17 protein-coding genes and 1 other annotated feature are annotated in these 14,678 nt (G+C 37.8%); of the genes, 11 read left to right on the top strand and 6 right to left on the bottom strand.

Going from position 1 to position 14,678, the window contains the following annotated elements; all coding sequences use genetic code 11:
* Positions 1 to 106 precede the first annotated feature (106 nt).
* The 5 genes from priC to cmoA form a co-directional block, all read right to left on the bottom strand.
* Positions 107 to 694, bottom strand: a complete 588-nt coding sequence (gene priC, locus ABW51_RS07645; protein ID WP_053466251.1) for a primosomal replication protein PriC — start codon at positions 692 to 694, stop codon at positions 107 to 109.
* A 31-nt stretch (positions 695 to 725) separates the two neighbouring features.
* Complete coding sequence (locus ABW51_RS07640) at positions 726 to 2,078, bottom strand: Na+/H+ antiporter family protein (protein ID WP_053466250.1); 1,353 nt, start codon at positions 2,076 to 2,078, stop codon at positions 726 to 728.
* A 101-nt stretch (positions 2,079 to 2,179) separates the two neighbouring features.
* Positions 2,180 to 2,301 (bottom strand) — a sequence feature (His leader region).
* Positions 2,302 to 2,396: 95 nt separating this feature from the next.
* A complete protein-coding gene (rnt, locus tag ABW51_RS07635) occupies positions 2,397 to 3,086 on the bottom strand; it encodes a ribonuclease T (RefSeq protein WP_053466249.1) in 690 nt (229 codons plus the stop codon).
* Between the two features lie 73 nt (positions 3,087 to 3,159).
* Entirely contained in the window at positions 3,160 to 3,567 is a 408-nt protein-coding gene (gloA, locus tag ABW51_RS07630) for a lactoylglutathione lyase (RefSeq protein WP_005628548.1), read from the bottom strand.
* 74 nt (positions 3,568 to 3,641) lie between these two features.
* A complete protein-coding gene (gene cmoA / locus ABW51_RS07625) occupies positions 3,642 to 4,364 on the bottom strand; it encodes a carboxy-S-adenosyl-L-methionine synthase CmoA (RefSeq protein ID WP_053466248.1) in 723 nt (240 codons plus the stop codon).
* A 198-nt stretch (positions 4,365 to 4,562) separates the two neighbouring features.
* On the opposite strand from cmoA, the gene aspS reads away from it, so the two are divergent.
* The 7 genes from aspS to ruvB all read left to right on the top strand — a co-directional run bounded on the left by aspS (position 4,563) and on the right by ruvB (position 10,265).
* Positions 4,563 to 6,329, top strand: a complete 1,767-nt coding sequence (gene aspS, locus ABW51_RS07620) for an aspartate--tRNA ligase (RefSeq protein WP_053466247.1) — start codon at positions 4,563 to 4,565, stop codon at positions 6,327 to 6,329.
* Positions 6,330 to 6,390: 61 nt separating this feature from the next.
* Positions 6,391 to 6,774, top strand: a complete 384-nt coding sequence (locus tag ABW51_RS07615) for a hypothetical protein (protein WP_053466246.1) — start codon at positions 6,391 to 6,393, stop codon at positions 6,772 to 6,774.
* Positions 6,758 to 7,201 carry a dihydroneopterin triphosphate diphosphatase gene (gene nudB, locus ABW51_RS07610; RefSeq protein ID WP_053466245.1) on the top strand — a complete coding sequence of 148 codons (444 nt, stop codon included), beginning with the start codon at positions 6,758 to 6,760 and terminating at the stop codon, positions 7,199 to 7,201. The genes ABW51_RS07615 and nudB overlap by 17 nt, the downstream gene beginning before the upstream one ends.
* 12 nt (positions 7,202 to 7,213) lie before the next feature.
* Positions 7,214 to 7,954: a YebC/PmpR family DNA-binding transcriptional regulator gene (locus ABW51_RS07605; protein ID WP_005637404.1), complete on the top strand. Its 741-nt coding sequence runs from the start codon at positions 7,214 to 7,216 to the stop codon at positions 7,952 to 7,954.
* 46 nt (positions 7,955 to 8,000) lie between these two features.
* The gene (gene ruvC / locus ABW51_RS07600; protein WP_053466244.1) at positions 8,001 to 8,573 is read left to right on the top strand and encodes a crossover junction endodeoxyribonuclease RuvC; all 573 of its coding nucleotides are present in this window, start codon (positions 8,001 to 8,003) and stop codon (positions 8,571 to 8,573) included.
* 62 nt (positions 8,574 to 8,635) lie between these two features.
* Complete coding sequence (gene ruvA, locus ABW51_RS07595; RefSeq protein WP_005630073.1) at positions 8,636 to 9,250, top strand: Holliday junction branch migration protein RuvA; 615 nt, start codon at positions 8,636 to 8,638, stop codon at positions 9,248 to 9,250.
* A 7-nt stretch (positions 9,251 to 9,257) separates the two neighbouring features.
* Positions 9,258 to 10,265, top strand: coding sequence for a Holliday junction branch migration DNA helicase RuvB (gene ruvB, locus ABW51_RS07590; RefSeq protein WP_053466243.1), 1,008 nt, complete (start codon positions 9,258 to 9,260; stop codon positions 10,263 to 10,265).
* A gap of 51 nt (positions 10,266 to 10,316) precedes the next feature.
* Here ruvB and ABW51_RS07585 read toward each other — a convergent pair whose 3' ends face one another.
* Positions 10,317 to 10,601 carry a DUF5339 domain-containing protein gene (locus ABW51_RS07585; RefSeq protein ID WP_005630076.1) on the bottom strand — a complete coding sequence of 95 codons (285 nt, stop codon included), beginning with the start codon at positions 10,599 to 10,601 and terminating at the stop codon, positions 10,317 to 10,319.
* A 451-nt stretch (positions 10,602 to 11,052) separates the two neighbouring features.
* Here ABW51_RS07585 and ABW51_RS07580 point away from each other — a divergent pair, with 451 nt between their 5' ends.
* The 4 genes from ABW51_RS07580 to ybgC all read left to right on the top strand — a co-directional run bounded on the left by ABW51_RS07580 (position 11,053) and on the right by ybgC (position 14,662).
* Positions 11,053 to 12,618: a cytochrome ubiquinol oxidase subunit I gene (locus tag ABW51_RS07580; RefSeq protein WP_005634125.1), complete on the top strand. Its 1,566-nt coding sequence runs from the start codon at positions 11,053 to 11,055 to the stop codon at positions 12,616 to 12,618.
* Between the two features lie 14 nt (positions 12,619 to 12,632).
* Positions 12,633 to 13,769, top strand: coding sequence for a cytochrome d ubiquinol oxidase subunit II (gene cydB, locus ABW51_RS07575; RefSeq protein WP_053466242.1), 1,137 nt, complete (start codon positions 12,633 to 12,635; stop codon positions 13,767 to 13,769).
* 110 nt (positions 13,770 to 13,879) lie between these two features.
* On the top strand, positions 13,880 to 14,173 hold the full coding sequence (gene ybgE, locus ABW51_RS07570; protein WP_053466241.1) for a cyd operon protein YbgE: 294 nt from the start codon (positions 13,880 to 13,882) through the stop codon (positions 14,171 to 14,173).
* A gap of 78 nt (positions 14,174 to 14,251) precedes the next feature.
* The gene (ybgC, locus tag ABW51_RS07565; protein WP_053466240.1) at positions 14,252 to 14,662 is read left to right on the top strand and encodes a tol-pal system-associated acyl-CoA thioesterase; all 411 of its coding nucleotides are present in this window, start codon (positions 14,252 to 14,254) and stop codon (positions 14,660 to 14,662) included.
* The last annotated feature ends 16 nt before the right edge of the window (positions 14,663 to 14,678 follow it).

Below are 14,678 nucleotides of genomic sequence, written 5' to 3'. Positions count from 1 at the left end.
TGAAAACCGGCGAGGGTTTACGCCCTCCTAGGGTTCGAATCCCTATTCCTCCGCCATCAACTTTTTAAAGTTAACTAATTCAAGAGAATTAGTTTTTTATTTCTCATCATCTATTTTCCGTATTTTCACGGTTTTCTAATTCTTCTTTAAATACCAAATATTCTTCTAAAAGATCGATTGCATCTTGGCATTTCTGTTGACGTTTTTTATAACCTTCAGCAAGTTGAACATAACGTATTTTTTCATCATTATTTTTTTCTGCCAGTGCCAAATCTTCATGTTGCTGATAAAGTTTATTCAAGCGTTCTAATGCTTCATAGTATTTTTCCAACCGCTCTCTTGGTGGTAATTTATGAATGCTATGTTGAGATTTTTGAATGGTTTGTTTCGTAGTTGTTTGGGGGGCTGTTAGGTGAGTATTCTTGCGAGCTAAAGCTTCCGAAAGAACGGAACATTGAGCGAGTAAACGCTCTGCCAGAAAATTATAGTGATCAAGATCGTTAGATTCTAATGTCTTTATTCTATCTAGCGTTTGATTAATTTCCTTTAGATAAAAGGATACATTCTGTCCATTTTCACTGAACAAAGTGCGGTCAAACTTGGCGAAGATTTTTTCTTCTTGTTTGGATAAATGAGCTTGATAAAGTTGCTGAACTTTTTGATCTAATATCTGGATAAGTTGTTGAACAGTCATAAAAAATCCCCCAAGTGGGGGATTATAATCGTTAAAGGTACATTGCTGCAATCCAGCCGAATACTAATAATGGAATATTATAGTGAATAAAGGTAGGTACAACAGAATCCCAAATGTGATCGTGTTTGCCATCCATATTCAAACCAGATGTTGGGCCTAATGTTGAGTCTGATGCGGGGGAGCCTGCATCTCCTAAAGCCGCCGCTACACCTACAATAGAAATTGTCGCTAATGGAGAAAAACCAAAAGATAAACAGAGCGGTACGTAAATTGATGTAATAATCGGTACAGTAGAGAATGACGAGCCAATACCCATTGTAATTAATAAACCAACGACAAGCATTAATAATGCAGCAATACCTTTACTTTGCACAGCTCCAGAACTTAAACTTTGTACTAAATCTGTTACGCCAGTGGTGGCATTAATCACATTTGCAAAACCTGAAGCAGCAATCATTACAAAGCCAATCATTGCCATTAAGCGCAAGCCTTGTTGAAAAATATCGTTGCTTTCTTTTAGTTTGAAAATGCCACATAGTGAGAAAATAATTAAGCCAATTAAACCACCAATGATAGTTGAACTTGTGACTAATTGTGTCGCGAAGGTCGCGACAATTGCGATTAAACTTGCAGCAATTTGTTTTGGTTTAATATTAGCAATGTGAGCTTCAATATCTTTGGTTGTTGGTTCTTCAACATTGATATTGTATTCACGTGGTTTACGATAGGTAATAAATACGGCTGTGAGTAAGCCTAAAATCATTCCAATAACAGGTAACAACATTGCTAAAGAAACTTGTACTACATTTGTTTGTAAACCTAAGGTTGCGCCAGCTTGATTAATGTTTTTAACTAAAACACTTTCAATAAAGATTTTTCCAAAGCCTACTGGTAATAACATATAGGTAGCAGTTAAACCAAATGTAAGCACGCAAGCTACTGCACGTCGATCAATTTTTAAACGGTTAAAGATTGAAAGTAGTGGTGGTACAACGATTGGAATAAAAGCAATGTGTACGGGAAGTAGGTTCTGTGAAGAAATGGCGAATAATACCAACACCGCAAAAATGAAATATTTAAACCAAGTTAAATTGCCAGCAGTTGGTGTTTTATTCATTTTTGTGATGATTTTATAAGCAATTAAATCGGTAATGCCTGATTTAGAAATAGCAATCGCGAAGGCACCAAGCATTGCGTAGTTCATCGCGACTTCAGCACCTCCACCTAAGCCACCTGTAAAGGTTTCGATGGTTTTAGTTAAACCTAAATCACCGATAAATCCTGCGGTAAGCGCAGCAATCACCAGTGCGATAATAACGTTGATGCGTAGCAAACTAAGTGACAGCAAAACGATGATTGAGATAACAACAGGGTTTGATAACATTGTGTTTTTCCTTGTAAATTAAATGATGAATACTTTACTTTAAAATTTGTATTTGTTGAATAAATAATAACGCTAAATTAATGCCTCCTATATCATAAATAAAACAAAACCCCTCGAAAGTCGCCTTCCGAGGGGTAAGATTTTTATTATCCTGTCAGCTCGGAAGAAATCTTCCAAGCACACCAAAAACCTGAAAGATTATTCAGTTGAATGGTGATGATGGTGACGACGGATAATGTTCATTTTTAAATCTCCAAATAAGAATTGCTTTTTAAACTACTGGAAAAAGAAAACGATTGCAACCACTTTTTTATTTTTTTAAAGTGCGGTCTCTTTTTCAGTTGTTTTTTCCTGTTCCAGTTCAGAAGCAATATGCGGGAATCCCCCGAGATCTTTTAAATGATTCACCATATAGCAAAATAATTCCGCCGTGCGTTCTGTGTCGTATAGGGCGGAGTGAGCTTGCTTCCCATCAAACGGGATTTTAGCAGCAAGACAGGCTTTAACGAGAACAGTCTGACCAAACATTAAACCTGCTAAACTTGCTGTATCAAACATTCCAAAAGGGTGGAAGGGATTACGCTTTACGCCGGTACGTTCAGCGGCAGCCATCACAAAACTTTGGTCAAAAGTAGCATTGTGCGCCACAATGATAGAACGTTGGCAATCTGCATCTTTTTGTCCTCTGCGCACCATTTGAAATAACCCTGTGATTGCATCGAATTCAGACACTGCGCCACGTAATGGATTGTGAATATCAATGCCATTAAATTTCAAGGACTCTGGATTAATATTTGCCCCTTCAAAAGGCTCGATATGAAAATGGCATTTTTGATCAGGATGCAAATAACCGTTTTCATCCATTTTTAATGTGATTGCGGCTAGTTCGAGTAAAGCATCTTTTTTTGCATCAAAACCTGCAGTTTCAACATCAATAATGACGGGGAAATAGCCACGAAAGCGATTTTTTAATTGGTTGTGATAAGGGATTTCTTGAGAATCGGACATAATCTATCTCTTAAAAATAAAATAACGTAGGAATCCCTACGTTATTAAAAATATAATAAAAATTGACCGCACTTTAGTTGCCTAAACCAGATTTAGTACTTTTGTTTTCAATAAATTCAATTTTATAACCATCTGGATCTTCAACAAAAGCAATGACGGTTGAGCCACCTTTAACTGGCCCTGCTTCGCGAGTAACGTTACCACCGCTTGCGCGAACGGCTTCACAAGTCGCATAAATATCATCTACACCGATAGCGATATGTCCATATGCTGTGCCGTGTTCATATTTATCTACGCCCCAGTTGTATGTTAATTCAATTTCTGCCGCACTTTCGCCATCTTCGTAACCTAAAAAAGCCAGCGTATATTTGTATTCTGGATTTTCACTGGTGCGTAATAAACGCATACCTAAAACATCTTGATAAAATTTGATTGAACGATCTAAATCGCCCACGCGTAACATAGTGTGTAAAATTCGCATTGGTTTAATCCTTTTTTGATAAAAGTGCGGGCATTATGCCATAAAAAAGTTGAATTAAATAAATTTGTTATGAATTATTTAACTGCAATCATCGAGCCAAAATTAAAGCATTGGAACCAAAGTTCTACTTGTGAAAATCCTATGTTTTTTAACCGCACTTTGTGTGTCTCGATAGAATCTGTACGCATCACATTTTCAAGTGCGGTGCGTTTCTGGCTCACTTCAAGTTCGCTATAACCATTGGCACGTTTGAATTGATGGTGCAAGTCAATGAGTAAATGATCAATTTTAGTATCTTCAAAACGGAATTTTTCTGATAACACGAGCACTCCATTTGGGTTTAAACCTTCATAGATTTTGGTAAGCAATGCGATGCGATCTTCAGGCGGTAAAAATTGCAAGGTGAAGTTGAGAATGACCATTGAGGCATTTTTAATCTCAACGTGACGAATATCGTCACAAAGAATTTCTACAGGTACCTCACTATGATATGCCGCAATATGTTGGCGACAACGTTCAACCATAGGTTGAGAATTATCGATACCAATAATTTTTACGTTTGGTTGATGAATATTTCGACGTGCAGAAAGTGTGGCGGCCCCTCGTGAGCAACCAAGATCATAAACATTACTATCAGCGGTGACGAAACGTTCTGCCAGCATACCGATTGCAGTGATAATGTTGGAATAGCCAGGTACGGAGCGTTGAATCATATCTGGAAAGACTTCAGCAACGTTTTCATCGAAGGTAAAATCGCCGAGTTTTTCAATAGGAGCGGAAAAAATAGTATCTTTCATGGTTTACATTGTGTCGGGTATGTGTGTTTTTTCAACTTTTCACACCCTACGGATTAGAAAATATTTAAAAAGTGCGGTCATTTTAAGGAAAGTTTTCAAGGGGTCAAATAAATTTCCGTTTAAGATTTAAAAGACGCGCCTTTTTCCGTATAATTCTGCAGTATTTTTCCATTTTTATAGAGAGTTAAGGAATTGAATATGATGCGTACACATTATTGCGGAGCATTAAACCGTAACAATATCGGACAAGACGTAACATTAAGCGGTTGGGTTCATCGCAGTCGTGATTTAGGTGGCTTGATTTTTATTGATATGCGCGATCGTGATGGCATTGTGCAAGTTTGTTTTGATCCGAAATATCAAGATGCATTGACAGCGGCTGCGGGTTTACGTAACGAATTCTGTATCCAAATTAAAGGTGAAGTGATTGCGCGTCCTGAAAACCAAATCAATAAAAACATGTCAACTGGCGAAGTGGAAGTGTTAGCGAAAGAATTGCGTGTTTACAATGCTTCTGATGTTTTACCATTAGACTTCAACCAAAATAACACCGAAGAACAACGTTTAAAATACCGTTATTTAGATTTACGTCGTCCCGAAATGGCGCAACGTTTGAAAACCCGCGCGAAAATCACTAGTTTTGTACGTCGTTTCATGGATGATAATGGTTTCCTTGATATTGAAACCCCAATGCTTACCAAAGCAACGCCAGAAGGTGCACGTGACTATTTAGTGCCAAGCCGTGTGCATAAAGGCAAATTTTATGCATTGCCACAATCACCACAGCTTTTCAAACAGCTTCTAATGATGTCTGGTTTTGATCGTTATTATCAAATTGTGAAATGTTTCCGTGATGAAGATTTGCGAGCAGACCGTCAGCCTGAGTTTACTCAAATCGATGTGGAAACCTCTTTCTTAACTGCGCCAGAAGTTCGCGAAATTATGGAGCGTATGGTTCACGGCTTATGGCTTGATACCATTGGTGTGGATTTAGGTAAATTCCCAGTGATGACTTGGCAAGAAGCGATGCGTCGTTTCGGTTCAGATAAGCCAGATTTACGTAACCCATTAGAAATGGTGGATGTCGCTGATATCGTAAAAGACGTTGATTTTAAAGTATTTAATGAGCCAGCAAACAATCCAAATGGCCGTGTTGCAGTAATTCGAGTTCCAAATGGTACAGAAATCACCCGTAAACAAATTGATGAATACACACAATTTGTTGGTATTTACGGTGCGAAAGGTTTAGCTTGGGCGAAAGTAAACGATATCAATGCGGGTCTTGAAGGCGTACAAAGCCCGATTGCGAAATTCTTAAATGAAGATGTATGGAAAATCTTAGCTGAACGTGTGAAAGCACAAACTGGCGATATTTTATTCTTTGGCGCAGACAAATGGCAAACCACTACTGATGCAATGGGCGCATTGCGTTTGAAATTAGGCCGTGATCTTGGCTTAACTCGTTTAGACGAATGGCAACCGCTTTGGGTGATCGATTTCCCAATGTTTGAACGTGATGAAGAGGGTAATCTTGCAGCAATGCATCACCCATTCACTTCACCAAAAGATTTTACCCCAGAACAATTAGAAGCGAATCCAACTGATGCCGTAGCGAATGCTTACGATATGGTTATCAATGGCTACGAAGTCGGCGGTGGTTCTGTCCGTATTTTCGATCCGAAAATGCAGCAAACCGTATTCCGCATTCTTGGCATTGATGAAGAACAACAACGTGAAAAATTCGGCTTCTTATTAGATGCATTAAAATTCGGTACACCGCCACACGCAGGTTTGGCATTTGGTTTAGACCGTTTAACCATGCTTTTAACTGGAACGGAAAATATCCGCGATGTGATTGCTTTCCCTAAAACTACAGCGGCAGCATGCTTGATGACAGAAGCACCTAGTTTTGCGAATCCGCAAGCATTGGAAGAGTTGGCAATTTCTGTTGTTAAAGCAGAATAAGTTTGAAATATTAGGAATGAAGTGCGGTCAGATTTGGCCGCATTTTTGTGGAGAAAACGGAATGAAAAGACCAGCTGTTGTTACAGTAGTTAGTTATTATTTTTTGATCAATCTTTTTATTATCTTAACGAATATTTTATTGAATTATTTTTTAGGTTTTACGAATCTAGAATTAGAGTCTTTAATCATGATGAACATAGGTGTTATAGTTTCGGCTATTCCAGCTTTATTAATGCTTAAAGGTAAGAACAGTGGGCGGATTCTTTATATCTTTTTTGAAATATTTGCCATAGGTTATTCTGCTTATAATGCAAATGGATATCCACCAGCACTAATTGGAACGGTTGCACCAATAATTTTATTTATTGTTTCTATTATTTTGTTATACCAACCTGCAGTAAATGAATATTTTAATACTTCAAAAAGTGATGAAGTTCAAAAATAATCAATCTGTTCTCGTTGTAATTTACGCAAAAGATACAAACCGAGTTTTAATGCTCCAACGCCAAGATGATCCTGATTTTTGGCAGTCTGTTACTGGCACCATTGAAAGTGGTGAAACACCAAAAAACACAGCAATTCGTGAGCTATGGGAAGAAGTGCGGTTAGAAATTTCGGAAAATTCCACAGCACTTTTTGATTGCAAAGAGAGCATAGAATTTGAAATTTTTCCACATTTCCGATATAAATACGCACCGAATGTGACGCATTGCCGTGAACATTGGTTTTTATTGGCAATGGAGCAAGAATTCGAACCAGTATTAAGTGAGCATTTGGCATACCAATGGGTTTCCCCTGAAAAAGCAATCCAAATGACAAAATCTTCCAATAATGCGGAAGCAATTAGAAAATATATTCTTAAAGTTAAATAGAAGGAAAACAACATGGCAGGCCATAGTAAGTGGGCTAATATTAAACACCGCAAAGCAGCACAAGATGCACAACGCGGTAAAATTTTTACTAAATTAATTCGTGAACTTGTTACCGCAGCTAAAATTGGTGGTGGCGATGTGAGTGCTAACCCGCGTTTACGTGCAGCAGTAGATAAAGCGCTTAGCAATAACATGACACGCGATACTATTAACCGCGCTATTGATCGTGGTGTAGGCGGTGGCGATGACACCAATATGGAAACCAAAATCTATGAAGGTTATGGCCCAGGCGGTACAGCGGTTATGGTGGAATGTTTAAGTGATAATGCAAACCGTACGATCTCACAAGTGCGCCCAAGTTTTACTAAATGTGGTGGTAACTTGGGAACAGAAGGTTCTGTTGGTTATTTATTTAGCAAAAAAGGTTTAATTTTAATTGAACAAGCAGATGAAGATGCATTAACTGAAGCGGCTATCGAAGCGGGTGCTGATGATATTCAACCACAAGATGATGGTTCATTTGAAATCTATACTGCTTGGGAAGATTTAGGTTCAGTGCGTGATGGCATTGAAGCAGCGGGCTTTAAAGTACAAGAAGCTGAAGTAACGATGATTCCATCAACAACGGTTGATCTTGATATTGAAACTGCACCAAAATTACTTCGTTTAATTGATATGTTGGAAGATTGTGATGACGTACAAAACGTATATCACAACGGTGAAATCAGTGACGAAGTGGCATCTCAACTTTAATAATGCAATAAATGGGTAATTTAATTACCCATTTTTTATAGAAATTATGAGCATTATTTTAGGTATTGACCCAGGCTCTCGCGTAACTGGTTACGGTGTGATTCGTCAAACAGGAAGACATTTAGAATATCTTGGCAGTGGCGCAATTCGTACTCAAGTTGAAGATTTACCAACCCGTTTGAAACGCATTTATGCTGGAGTAACTGAAATTATCACGCAATTTCAACCTGATATGTTTGCGATTGAGCAAGTGTTTATGTCGAAGAATGCAGATTCAGCTTTGAAACTCGGGCAGGCTCGCGGAACGGCGATTGTTGCAGCGGTAAATCATGATTTACCTGTTTTTGAATATGCCGCACGTTTAGTAAAACAAACTGTGGTGGGCATTGGTTCTGCAGATAAAGTACAAGTGCAAGAAATGGTGACTCGTATTTTGAAGCTGTCAGACAAACCTCAAGCCGATGCCGCGGATGCGTTGGCTATCGCGATTACACATGCGCATTCTATTCAACATTCTTTACATATTGCCAATTCTGTGAAAATGACAGAAACGCAAGAAAAAATGACCGCTCTTTTAAAGACCAGATATAGCCGAGGACGCTTTAGATTAAAAATTTAACTGGATGTTCGTCCAGTTTTATTTTATTCTATGCGTTAAGTTTTTTATCACTCGGAAGAATTATGATCGGTCGCTTACAAGGCATTCTTTTAGAAAAACAACCTCCAGAAATTTTACTTAATGTGCAAGGCGTAGGCTATGAATTGCTTTTGCCTATGACGAGTTTCTATGATTTACCAGAAATTGGTCAAGAAACTACTTTATTCACCCATCTTGTTGTTCGTGAAGATGCTCACTTACTCTTTGGATTTGCCCAGAAAACAGATCGCACTTTATTTCGTGAATTAATTAAAACAAATGGGGTGGGGCCTAAATTAGCCTTAGCGATTTTATCCGCCATGTCGGTCGAACAATTTGCTTATGCGATAGAGAGAGAAGAGCTTTCTAAACTCACCAAAATTCCTGGTGTGGGTAAAAAAACAGCGGAACGTTTGTTGGTTGAGCTCAAAGGTAAATTTAAAGGCGTAAAACAAAGCGATTTCTTTGTAGAAAGTACTCATATTCCGTCAATTCCATCCATTGAATCCCACTCAGAAAGTTCATCTGATGAAGCTATTTCGGCCTTGATTGCTTTAGGTTATAAACCTGCAGAAGCAGAAAAAATGGTAAAACGTGTTGCTAAGCCAGAATTAACCAGTGAACAAGTTATTCGCGAAGCTCTAAAAGCCGCACTGTAGGTGAGATATGATTGAAGCAGATAGAATTATTAGCGGGCAAGCTAAGATTGATGAAGATGTTATCGACCGCGCTATTCGTCCTAAATTATTAGCGGATTATGTTGGGCAGCCGCAAGTGCGCGAGCAAATGGATATTTTCATCAAGGCAGCCAAACTCCGTCAAGATGCCTTAGATCATTTATTGATTTTTGGCCCTCCTGGCTTGGGAAAAACAACACTTGCTAATATTGTGGCAAATGAAATGGGCGTGAATATTCGCTCCACATCAGGTCCTGTGCTTGAAAAAGCTGGTGATTTGGCAGCAATGCTGACAAATCTTGAACCGCATGATGTGTTATTTATTGATGAAATTCATCGACTTTCCCCTGCTATTGAAGAAGTCCTTTATCCTGCAATGGAAGATTATCAATTGGATATTATGATTGGTGAGGGGCCTGCTGCCCGTTCCATTAAATTAGATTTACCTCCTTTTACTTTGGTTGGTGCGACCACTAGAGCGGGTTCTTTGACTTCGCCATTACGTGATCGTTTTGGTATTGTGCAACGCCTAGAATTTTATTCTGTAGAAGATTTAACATCTATCGTTGCAAGAAGTGCGGGCTGTTTAAATCTTGAATTAGAAAAAGAAGCTGCTTTTGAAGTGGCGCGCCGTTCACGTGGTACACCGCGTATTGCTAACCGTTTATTACGCCGCGTGCGTGATTATGCGGATGTTCGCAATGGCGGTATTATTTCCGTCGAAATTGCAAAACAAGCGCTCTCTATGCTGGATGTAGATGATGCCGGATTTGATTATTTAGATAGAAAATTATTGTCTGCAGTTATTGAACGCTTTGATGGCGGGCCGGTGGGGTTGGATAATCTTGCTGCTGCAATTGGTGAAGAACGCGATACCATTGAAGATGTTTTGGAACCTTATTTGATTCAACAGGGGTTTCTACAAAGAACGCCACGTGGACGTATTGCAACATCGCAAACTTATCGCCATTTCGGTCTGCAGAAATTATCAGACTAGATAAATTTAATCACTAAAAAAGCCTTATTGTATTCAATAAGGCTTTTTTAATTACTCACTATAACTTTTCAAATTACTTAATTTTGCTAAACCCACTTCACAACTTTTTAACTGAGTCGCTAATTCCATTTGAAGAATCTGTTGTTTACTTTGGTTTAACTTATTTTTAATTTTTCCTACCTGTGTATGTGTGCCAGGTTGTTTTTCTGCTTGCGCAATCAAATTCTCTGTTTCTTTAAATAGTTGTTCACATTGTTGTGGCAGGATATTTGATGCAAAAGTAGAGGTTGATACAGTAGAGAAAAGTGCGGTTAAAATAAGGAATGTTTTTTTCATTTTAAGTCCTTGTTTCTCTTTATTATAAAATCTAAAAATTAAACTAGGCGGGAAAATAGCAAAATATACTTAGTATGTCTAGCCTTTGAAGTCATTTATTGTTGTAAATTGTGATAAGGATCACGTGTAATATATATTTTTGTACAAAAAATAGCAAAATTGATTTATATCAATTAAATTATCTTTAATAAATAATAGGTATTTTATGTCTTATGTCAAAAATGTGATCTAGATATCGTTTTTACTGTTTTTTATCCTTGTATTTAGTAGTAGAATACCCGCCAATTTGGCTTATCTCTATAATAATTAGTGTTTTTAACTATTTGAGAATGATTATGTAGATAAACCAATTTAAACTTAGCTGATTGGAGTTGAGTGATTAGGGATTATTTAAGGCTTTGCCTTTTTAATCATCATTGGAACTAATGTTGTTTATACAGAGGAGTTGAGAATGTTGGACGTTGTTGACCTTTCTCGCTTGCAGTTTGCTTTAACTGCGTTGTATCACTTCATTTTCGTGCCGCTGACATTAGGTTTGTCATTCGTCCTTGTGATTATGGAAACCATTTATGTGGCGACAGGCAAAGAAGTTTATAAAGATATGACAAGATTCTGGGGTAAGTTATTTGGTATTAACTTCGCCCTTGGGGTGACCACAGGTATCATTATGGAATTTCAATTCGGTACTAACTGGTCTTATTATTCTCATTATGTAGGTGATATTTTTGGTGCGCCATTAGCGATTGAAGCGTTACTTGCCTTTTTCTTAGAATCAACTTTCGTGGGATTGTTCTTCTTTGGGTGGGATCGTTTAACTAAAGGTAAACACTTGCTTGCTACATATTGTGTAGCTTTCGGTTCAAACTTATCTGCAATGTGGATTTTAGTTGCTAATGGTTGGATGCAGTCTCCAGCTGGCTCAGAATTTAATTTTGAGACAGTACGTATGGAAATGACGAGCTTCTTAGACCTTTGGCTAAATCCAGTTGCCCAAAGTAAATTCTTGCACACGTTAACAGCAGGTTATTCGACTGGTGCAATGTTTGTATTAGGTATTAGTGCATTCTATTTATTAAAAGGTCGTGATATTGGTTTTGCCAAACGTTCATTCTCTGTTGCTGCAACCTTTGGTTTTATCGCGGCATCAGCGGTGTTAATTATGGGGGATGAATCAGGTTACGACATTGGTAAAGCACAACCAGTGAAATTGGCTGCAATGGAAGCCGAGTTTGAAACTCATCCTGCGCCAGCGCCATTTCATCCAGTTGCAATTCCAAATACTGCAGAAATGAAAAATGATTTTGCGATTGAGATCCCATATTTGGGTGGTTTAATTGCAACGCGTTCTTTAGATACTGAAATTGTTGGTTTGAAAGATATTCAAGCGAAAAATGAAGGTCGTGTTCGTAACGGTATGGTAGCTTACGATTTATTCACGCAATTAAAAGCAGAGAAAAAATCAGCAGGCCACGTAAATCCAGAAACTAAAGCAAAATTTGATGAAGTAAAAGGTGATTTAGGTTTTGGTTTATTATTAAAACGTTACACAGATAAAGTTGTAGATGCAACAGATGAACAAATTAAACAAGCTGCTCGCGATACTATTCCAAACGTAGGTCCTAACTTCTGGGCATTCCGTGGGATGTTAGCAGCCGGTGGTTTAATTATTTTACTGACCTTCGGCGCATTTGTTCAAAATTTACGTAACAAAGTCACTTCTTCTCGCTTATTGCTTAAAGCATTGCTTTGGAGTATCCCATTGCCAATCTTAGCAATTGAATTTGGTTGGTTCTTAGCTGAGTCTGGTCGTCAACCTTGGGCAATCTATGAAGTTTTACCTGTTGGGGTATCAGCGTCTCAGTTGAGTACTGGCGATTTATGGTTCTCTATTGGTTTAATTTGTGCGCTTTATCTTGCGTTCATTATTGTTGAGATGTATTTGATGTTTAAATATGCACGTTTGGGTCCAAGTGCGTTAAAAACCGGCAAATACTACTTTGAACAATCATCTAAATAAGCAGGAGATGAATTATGATTGATTATGAATTTCTACGTTTTATTTGGTGGGTGTTAGTTATTGTATTGTTGATCGGTTTTTCTGTTACCGACGGATTCGATATGGGAGTGACCGCACTTTTACCTGTAACAGGCAAAAAAGAAGTGGAACGCCGTATTATGATCAACTCTATTGCCCCACATTGGGATGGTAACCAAGTTTGGTTGTTAACTGCGGGCGGCGCAGTATTTGCGGCATGGCCAATTGTATATGCAGTTTCATTCTCAGGTTTCTACATCGCTTTAGTATTGGTTTTAGCTGCGTTATTCTTACGCCCATTGGGTTTTGAATATCGTGCAAAAATTGATAACCCGACTTGGCGTTCTGTTTGGGATTGGGGACTATTCGCAGGTGGTTTTGTACCATCATTAGTATTTGGTGTGGCTTTTGGTAATTTATTACAAGGTGTTCCATTCCATTTCAACGAGTTGACTCAAGTAACTTATACCGGTTCATTCTTTGAATTATTAAATCCATTTGCATTATTGTGTGGTGTTATTAGCTTATCAATGCTTGTAACTCACGGTGCTAACTGGTTACAAATGAAAACAACCGAAGAATTGCGTGATCGCGCTCGCTCAGTAAGCCAAATAGGCGCTATTGTGACTTTAATTGCATTTGTATTAGCTGGAGCATGGTTATACTTTAAAGAGGGTTATGTAGTAACGAGTGTAGTGGATCATTACGCTCCATCTTCCCCAATGAATAAAGAAGTTACTGTTGAAACTGGTGCGTGGTTTAGAAATTTCAATGAAATGCCAATTCTTTGGATTTTCCCTGCATTAGCAGTAGTAGCTGCATTATTAAATGCGGCATTTTCTAAAGCTAATCGTTGTGGTTTTGCATTCTTTTTCTCTGCATTAACAATGGCTGGTGTAATTATTACTGCTGCAGTATCTATGTTCCCATTTGTGATGCCTTCAAGCTCACACCCTGAACAGAGTTTGTTAATGTGGGATGCAACTTCAAGTGAATTAACATTAACGTTAATGTTGATTTTTGCACTTATCTTTGTGGCTATTTCTTTGGTTTATACCATTTGGTCTTATTCGAAGATGTTTGGTCGCTTAGATGCGAATTTCATTGATGAAAATAAACACTCATTATACTAAGGAGATTAATATGTTATATGTAATTTGGGTAGTGGGTGTGTTATTAGCTATATTTGCCAGTGCAAAATTAACCATTGGCAAAGAAAAAGCAGGAAAATTTGACGAGTAATATGATTCATTCACTCTATCAATTAATTAATAAGGGTTCGTTTCGAACCCTTTCATTTATTTTAGCACTAGGACTAACAGCCGTATTTTTCTTTAATGTTGATAATTTTTCAACGTTGTTACGAAATGATTCTCCTTGGTGGATTTTGATGATCTTTTGGGGATTAATAACGGTTTGGATTCATGGAATAGGGTTTGAAATTAAAAGTGGAATTTGGAAACTAATTTTCTTACCTTGTATCGCTTATATCATCATATTGATTAGTGCTATTGAGCATTTTTATTTACAAGGATGATTTTTTTCTTTGACATATTGCTTATCTAAAAAACAGGTTCTAAAATAGCCGACTTATTATCTGTGATAAGGTTTAGTGATGTTAAAAAATACCTTTTCCTTGCCTGTGCGCGTGTATTATGAAGATACTGATGCAGGTGGCGTGGTGTATCACGCTCGCTATTTGCATTTTTTTGAACGAGCAAGAACAGAATATTTGCGTACATTAAATTTTACGCAACAAACCTTACTAGAGGAACAACAACTCGTATTTGTTGTCAAAACGCTCGCCATTGATTATTGCGTGGCAGCAAAATTGGATGATTTACTTATGGTGGAAACAGAAGTTTCAGAAGTAAAAGGGGCTACAATCCTTTTTGAACAGAGACTTATGCGCAACACCGTGATGTTATCAAAGGCTACTGTTAAAGTAGCCTGTGTTGATCTAGGCAAGATGAAACCTGTGGCGCTTCCCAAAGAAGTTAAAGCTGCATTTAATCACTTAAAATAACTTTTCGGAGTATGCA

Source organism: Haemophilus sp. C1, assembly GCF_001276515.1.
In the GTDB taxonomy this organism is placed as follows: Bacteria; Pseudomonadota; Gammaproteobacteria; order Enterobacterales; family Pasteurellaceae; genus Haemophilus.
The sequence above is the reverse complement of the archived record's forward strand: the minus strand, read 5'-3'. Positions and strand labels throughout refer to the sequence as shown.

What these genes read in the sequence shown, in the direction of transcription:
- ruvB (WP_053466243.1), top strand. Translation starts at nt 9,258, where the DNA reads ATGATTGAAGCAGATAGAATTATTAGCGGGCAAGCTAAGATTGATGAA.
- aspS (WP_053466247.1), top strand. Translation starts at nt 4,563, where the DNA reads ATGATGCGTACACATTATTGCGGAGCATTAAACCGTAACAATATCGGA.
- rnt (WP_053466249.1), bottom strand. Translation starts at nt 3,086, where the DNA reads ATGTCCGATTCTCAAGAAATCCCTTATCACAACCAATTAAAAAATCGC.
- ABW51_RS07605 (WP_005637404.1), top strand. Translation starts at nt 7,214, where the DNA reads ATGGCAGGCCATAGTAAGTGGGCTAATATTAAACACCGCAAAGCAGCA.
- ABW51_RS07615 (WP_053466246.1), top strand. Translation starts at nt 6,391, where the DNA reads ATGAAAAGACCAGCTGTTGTTACAGTAGTTAGTTATTATTTTTTGATC.
- ybgC (WP_053466240.1), top strand. Translation starts at nt 14,252, where the DNA reads ATGTTAAAAAATACCTTTTCCTTGCCTGTGCGCGTGTATTATGAAGAT.
- cmoA (WP_053466248.1), bottom strand. Translation starts at nt 4,364, where the DNA reads ATGAAAGATACTATTTTTTCCGCTCCTATTGAAAAACTCGGCGATTTT.
- ruvA (WP_005630073.1), top strand. Translation starts at nt 8,636, where the DNA reads ATGATCGGTCGCTTACAAGGCATTCTTTTAGAAAAACAACCTCCAGAA.
- priC (WP_053466251.1), bottom strand. Translation starts at nt 694, where the DNA reads ATGACTGTTCAACAACTTATCCAGATATTAGATCAAAAAGTTCAGCAA.
- gloA (WP_005628548.1), bottom strand. Translation starts at nt 3,567, where the DNA reads ATGCGAATTTTACACACTATGTTACGCGTGGGCGATTTAGATCGTTCA.
- ybgE (WP_053466241.1), top strand. Translation starts at nt 13,880, where the DNA reads ATGATTCATTCACTCTATCAATTAATTAATAAGGGTTCGTTTCGAACC.
- ABW51_RS07580 (WP_005634125.1), top strand. Translation starts at nt 11,053, where the DNA reads ATGTTGGACGTTGTTGACCTTTCTCGCTTGCAGTTTGCTTTAACTGCG.
- ABW51_RS07640 (WP_053466250.1), bottom strand. Translation starts at nt 2,078, where the DNA reads ATGTTATCAAACCCTGTTGTTATCTCAATCATCGTTTTGCTGTCACTT.
- ruvC (WP_053466244.1), top strand. Translation starts at nt 8,001, where the DNA reads ATGAGCATTATTTTAGGTATTGACCCAGGCTCTCGCGTAACTGGTTAC.
- nudB (WP_053466245.1), top strand. Translation starts at nt 6,758, where the DNA reads ATGAAGTTCAAAAATAATCAATCTGTTCTCGTTGTAATTTACGCAAAA.
- cydB (WP_053466242.1), top strand. Translation starts at nt 12,633, where the DNA reads ATGATTGATTATGAATTTCTACGTTTTATTTGGTGGGTGTTAGTTATT.
- ABW51_RS07585 (WP_005630076.1), bottom strand. Translation starts at nt 10,601, where the DNA reads ATGAAAAAAACATTCCTTATTTTAACCGCACTTTTCTCTACTGTATCA.